This is a genomic window from Bacillus sp. P14.5 (assembly GCF_003316765.1).
GTDB lineage: Bacteria > Bacillota > Bacilli > Bacillales > Bacillaceae_B > Rossellomorea.
Genome location: NZ_NIJF01000068.1, coordinates 1 through 4,777 on the forward strand (window position 1 = coordinate 1; position 4,777 = coordinate 4,777).

8 protein-coding genes and 3 pseudogenes are annotated in these 4,777 nt (G+C 47.1%); all 11 read left to right on the forward strand.

Annotated features, from left to right (window positions below; genetic code table 11):
• Positions 1-360, forward strand: a pseudogene (gene rplN, locus B9Z54_RS11810) (50S ribosomal protein L14); the annotation flags it as partial.
• 37 nt (positions 361-397) lie between these two features.
• Positions 398-706, forward strand: coding sequence for a 50S ribosomal protein L24 (rplX, locus tag B9Z54_RS11815; RefSeq protein ID WP_021066612.1), 309 nt, complete (start codon positions 398-400; stop codon positions 704-706).
• A gap of 32 nt (positions 707-738) precedes the next feature.
• On the forward strand, positions 739-1,278 hold the full coding sequence (gene rplE, locus B9Z54_RS11820; RefSeq protein WP_113928605.1) for a 50S ribosomal protein L5: 540 nt from the start codon (positions 739-741) through the stop codon (positions 1,276-1,278).
• A 36-nt stretch (positions 1,279-1,314) separates the two neighbouring features.
• A complete protein-coding gene (rpsN, locus tag B9Z54_RS11825; RefSeq protein WP_113928606.1) occupies positions 1,315-1,569 on the forward strand; it encodes a 30S ribosomal protein S14 in 255 nt (84 codons plus the stop codon).
• A gap of 31 nt (positions 1,570-1,600) precedes the next feature.
• A complete protein-coding gene (gene rpsH / locus B9Z54_RS11830; RefSeq protein WP_021066614.1) occupies positions 1,601-1,999 on the forward strand; it encodes a 30S ribosomal protein S8 in 399 nt (132 codons plus the stop codon).
• A 33-nt stretch (positions 2,000-2,032) separates the two neighbouring features.
• Positions 2,033-2,573 (forward strand): annotated as a pseudogene (gene rplF / locus B9Z54_RS11835) (50S ribosomal protein L6).
• Positions 2,574-2,607: 34 nt separating this feature from the next.
• Positions 2,608-2,970, forward strand: coding sequence for a 50S ribosomal protein L18 (rplR, locus tag B9Z54_RS11840; RefSeq protein WP_012727661.1), 363 nt, complete (start codon positions 2,608-2,610; stop codon positions 2,968-2,970).
• Positions 2,971-2,990: 20 nt separating this feature from the next.
• Positions 2,991-3,491, forward strand: a complete 501-nt coding sequence (gene rpsE, locus B9Z54_RS11845; RefSeq protein WP_021066616.1) for a 30S ribosomal protein S5 — start codon at positions 2,991-2,993, stop codon at positions 3,489-3,491.
• A gap of 15 nt (positions 3,492-3,506) precedes the next feature.
• Complete coding sequence (gene rpmD, locus B9Z54_RS11850; protein ID WP_021066617.1) at positions 3,507-3,692, forward strand: 50S ribosomal protein L30; 186 nt, start codon at positions 3,507-3,509, stop codon at positions 3,690-3,692.
• Positions 3,693-3,723: 31 nt separating this feature from the next.
• Positions 3,724-4,166: pseudogene (gene rplO / locus B9Z54_RS11855) on the forward strand (50S ribosomal protein L15).
• A partial coding sequence (locus B9Z54_RS11860; protein ID WP_481747791.1) for a preprotein translocase subunit SecY occupies positions 4,166-4,777 on the forward strand: 612 nt, incomplete at its 3' end. The pseudogene rplO and the gene B9Z54_RS11860, both read left to right, overlap by 1 nt.

Here is a 4,777-nt window from a genome sequence, read left to right on the forward strand (position 1 = left end):
ACAAGAATCTCGCTTGAAAGTAGCAGACAACTCTGGCGCGCGTGAACTGTTGACAATTAAAGTCCTCGGTGGTTCAGGTCGTAAGACTGCAAACATCGGTGACATCATCGTCGCGACGGTAAAACAAGCAACACCAGGTGGCGTTGTTAAAAAGGTGACGTTGTCAGAGCAGTTGTCGTTCGTACAAAACGCGGCGCTCGTCGTAAAGATGGTTCGTACATCCGTTTCGATGAGAACGCAGCAGTCATCATCAAAGATGACAAGAGCCCACGCGGCACTCGGATCTTCGGGCCAGTTGCACGTGAACTTCGTGAAAAAGAATTCATGAAGATCGTTTCGTTGGCACCGGAAGTACTTTAATTTCCAATTTCAATCCTATAAGGAGGTGCGCAAAACGATGCATGTTAAAAAAGGCGATACAGTCCAGGTAATGTCTGGTAAAGATAAAGGCAAGCAAGGGGTTATCCTCAAAGCTATGCCAAGCAAGAACCGCGTAGTCGTAGAAGGTATCAACGTGATTAAAAAACACTCGAAACCATCACAAGCGAATCCACAAGGCGGTATCCTTGAAATCGAAGCACCAATTCACGTCTCGAACGTCATGCCACTCGACCCTAAAACGGGCAAACCGACTCGCGTTGGTTTCAAAGTAGTCGATGGTAAAAAAGTTCGTGTCGCGAAATCGGGCGAAGTACTCGATAAATAAGAAGAACGTGACGAAAGGAGGTCCATTCGACTATGAACCGTTTGCAAGAGAAGTATAAAAGCGACATCGTGAAAGCGATGATGGATAAATTCAACTATGACTCGGTCATGCAAGTACCGCAAGTCGACAAGATCGTTATCAACATGGGTGTAGGTGACGCTGTTTCGAACTCGAAAGCACTTGACATGGCGGTTGAAGAATTAACAATTCTTTCAGGTCAAAAACCACTCGTAACGAAGGCTAAGAAATCAATCGCTGGTTTCAAACTTCGTGAAGGCATGCCAATCGGTGCGAAGGTTACTCTTCGTGGCGAGCGTATGTACGATTTCCTCGACAAATTGGTAACTGTTTCACTTCCACGTGTACGTGACTTCCGCGGTGTATCGAAGAAAGCATTCGACGGACGCGGTAACTACACGCTTGGCGTGAAAGAGCAACTTATTTTCCCTGAGATCGATTACGATAAAGTATCTAAAGTTCGTGGTATGGATATCGTTGTTGTTACAACAGCGAACACAGACGAAGAAGCTCGTGAATTGCTCACACTTCTCGGAATGCCATTCCAAAAATAATCTAAAGGGAGGTCGACAACATGGCTAAAAAAGTCAATGGTGAATCGCGAAATCAAGCGCGAGAAACTCGTTGCCCAGTACGCTGAGAAACGTGCACAATTGAAAGCTGAAGGCGACTACATCGGACTCAGCAAATTGCCACGTAACTCTTCACCTGTACGTCTTCATAACCGTTGCCGTATCACAGGTCGTCCACATGGTTACATGGGTAAATTCGGGATCAGCCGTATCAAGTTCCGTGATCTTGCATACAAAGGTCAAATCCCTGGTGTTAAAAAAGCAAGTTGGTAATCCACTAACAGTGTGAAAGGAGGTACATCGCATGGTAATGACAGACCCAATTGCAGATATGCTTACACGTATCCGTAACGCTAACATGGTTCGCCATGAAAAATTAGAGCTTCCAGCTTCTAATATCAAACGTGAGGTTGCAGAGATCCTCAAGCGTGAAGGTTTCATTCGCGATGTTGAATATATCGAGGACGCTAAGCAAGGTACACTTCGTTTGTTCCTTAAATACGGAGCAAGCAACGAACGTGTTATCACTGGTCTCAAACGCATTTCGAAACCAGGTCTTCGTGTATACGCAAAAGCAGATGAAGTACCAAAAGTACTCGGAGGACTCGGTATCGCAGTTCTTTCGACATCAAAAGGTCTTATGACTGATAAAGAAGCTCGCCAACAACAAGTCGGCGGCGAAGTGCTCGCCTACATCTGGTAAGTCACTTTTCTAACAAGAACGGAGGTGTAATCAATGTCACGTATTGGTAAAAAACCAGTTACGATTCCAGCTGGCGTTACTGTCACGGTTGCAGAAGACAACACGGTCACAGTAAAAGGTGCTAAAGGTGAACTTTCGCTTTCAGCTAACCCAGCCTTGGAAATCAAAGTTGAAGAGAACGAACTCACAGTCGTTCGTCCGGATGACTCGAAAGAGAACCGTACAATCCACGGTACGACACGTGCCCTTATCGCCAACATGGTAGAAGGTGTGTCTAACGGATTCCAGAAAACACTTGAGATCTCAGGGGTTGGTTACCGTGCAGCTAAGCAAGGTAACAAACTCGTCCTCAGCCTCGGTTACTCGCACCCAATCGAGTACGTTGCTGAAGAAGGTATCGAGATCGAAGTTCCTTCAAACACGCAAATCGTCGTTAAAAGGGATTAACAAAGAGCGCGTCGGTCACGTTGCAGCTCAAATCCGCTCGTACCGTGCTCCAGAACCTTACAAAGGTAAAGGTGTTCGTTACTCTGATGAACGTATTCGCCGTAAAGAAGGTAAGACTGGTAAGTAATTCGTCACGAAATGAACGGAAAGGAGTGGCATAAATGATCACAAAAGCAGACAAAAATGCAGTTCGTAAGAAACGTCATGCTCGTGTACGTCGTACGATCACAGGGACAGCAGCTCGTCCACGTTTGAACGTATTCCGCTCGAGCAAGCACATCTACGTACAACTCATCGATGATGCAGCACAAACAACGCTTGTGTCAGCATCTTCGAAAGATAAAGCTCTCGATCTTACAAACGGCGGCAACGTTGAAGCAGCGAAAGCTGTTGGTAAACTTGCAGCTGAACGTGCACTCGAGAAAGGTATCGACACTGTTGTGTTCGACCGTGGTGGATACCTCTATCATGGCCGCGTCAAAGCTGTTGCTGAAGCAGCTCGTGAAGCAGGTCTTAAATTCTAACAAAAAGGAGGGGACACTCGATGCGCCAGTTAGACGTTAACATGGAACAACTTGAAGAACGCGTTGTTACCGTAAACCGCGTCGCGAAAGTCGTGAAAGGTGGCCGTCGCTTCCGTTTCGCCGCTCTCGTCGTCGTAGGTGACAAAAATGGTCACGTCGGTTTCGGTACAGGTAAGGCACAAGAGGTGCCAGAAGCGATCCGCAAGGCTATTGAAGCCGCTAAGAAAAACATGGTTCAAGTACCGATGGTCGGTACAACAATTCCACACGAAATCACAGGAGTATTCGGAGCAGGTCGTGTATTCATGAAACCAGCTTCTGAAGGTACTGGGGTTATCGCAGGTGGTCCAGTTCGTGCAGTGCTCGAACTCGCAGGTGTAGGTGACATCCTTTCGAAATCGCTTGGATCTAACACACCAATCAACATCGTCCGTGCGACGGTTAAAGGCTTGACAGAGCTTAAAAAAGCAGAGGAAGTTGCTAAACTACGCGGTAAAAGCGTAGAAGAACTTCTTAAATAAGGGAGGGAATTAGACATGGCGAAACTCGCAATCACCCTCACACGCAGCACTATTGGTCGTCCGGAAGATCAGCGTGTAACAGTACGTACACTTGGTCTTCGTAAAATGCATCAGACTGTCGTTGTCCCTGACAACGTAGCGATGCGCGGTATGATCAAAAAAGTGTCGCACCTTGTGACTGTAAACGAAATCAACGAATAATAAAGATCTTACTAAATAAGGAGGTGCCACTATGAAACTCCATGAATTGAAGCCAACTCCAGGTTCGCGTCACGAACGCAACCGTGTCGGTCGCGGTATGGCGACTGGTAACGGTAAAACTTCTGGCCGTGGACATAAAGGTCAAAAAGCTCGTTCGGGCGGTGGCGTTCGTCCAGGATTCGAAGGTGGGCAAAACCCACTTTACCGTCGTCTTCCAAAACGCGGTTTCAACAACCCTACTCGTAAAGAGTATGCAGTTGTTTCCCTAGACACGCTTAACCGTTTCGAAGCAAGGTACTGAAGTTTACTCCAGAACTCTTAATCGAGACTGGTGTTGTCAGCTCTGCTAAAGACGGAATCAAAGTACTTGCTAACGGCAAGCTTGAAACAAAATTGACTGTAAAAGCCAACAAATTCTCGGGTGCAGCGAAAGAAGCGATCGAAGCAGCTGGCGGTTCAGTTGAGGTGATCTGATGTTTCAGACGATCTCCAATATGTGGCGCGTGAAAGATATTCGACAGCGTATTCTCTTCACACTCGCAATCATCATCATTTTCCGCATCGGGGCCCATATCCCGGTGCCGATGGTGAATACGGATGTGTTGCGTTTTGACTCAGGTGGTCTTTTAGACTTCTTGAACTTGTTTGGAGGAAATGCTTTACAGAACTTCTCCCTGTTCGCAATGGGGATCATGCCGTACATCACGGCATCGATCGTTGTGCAGCTCTTACAAATGGACGTCGTTCCGAAGTTTGCCGAATGGGCAAAACAAGGCGAGTCTGGACGGAAAAAGCTAGCGACGGTCACGCGCTATGGGACGATCATCTTAGGGTTTATCCAAGCGACATCATTGTCGTTCGGATTCAACCGCCTCTATCCAGGTCTCGTCAACGAGACGTGGGGCACGGCAACCTATTTCGTGATCGCGATCGTACTGACTGCAGGTACGGCGTTCTTGATGTTCCTTGGTGAGATGACGACGGAGAAAGGTGTTGGGAATGGTATTTCCATCATTATCTTCGCCGGTATCGTCGCTGGGTTCCCAAGAATCTTTACGCAGATTTATGAAACGAAGCTCCAAAAT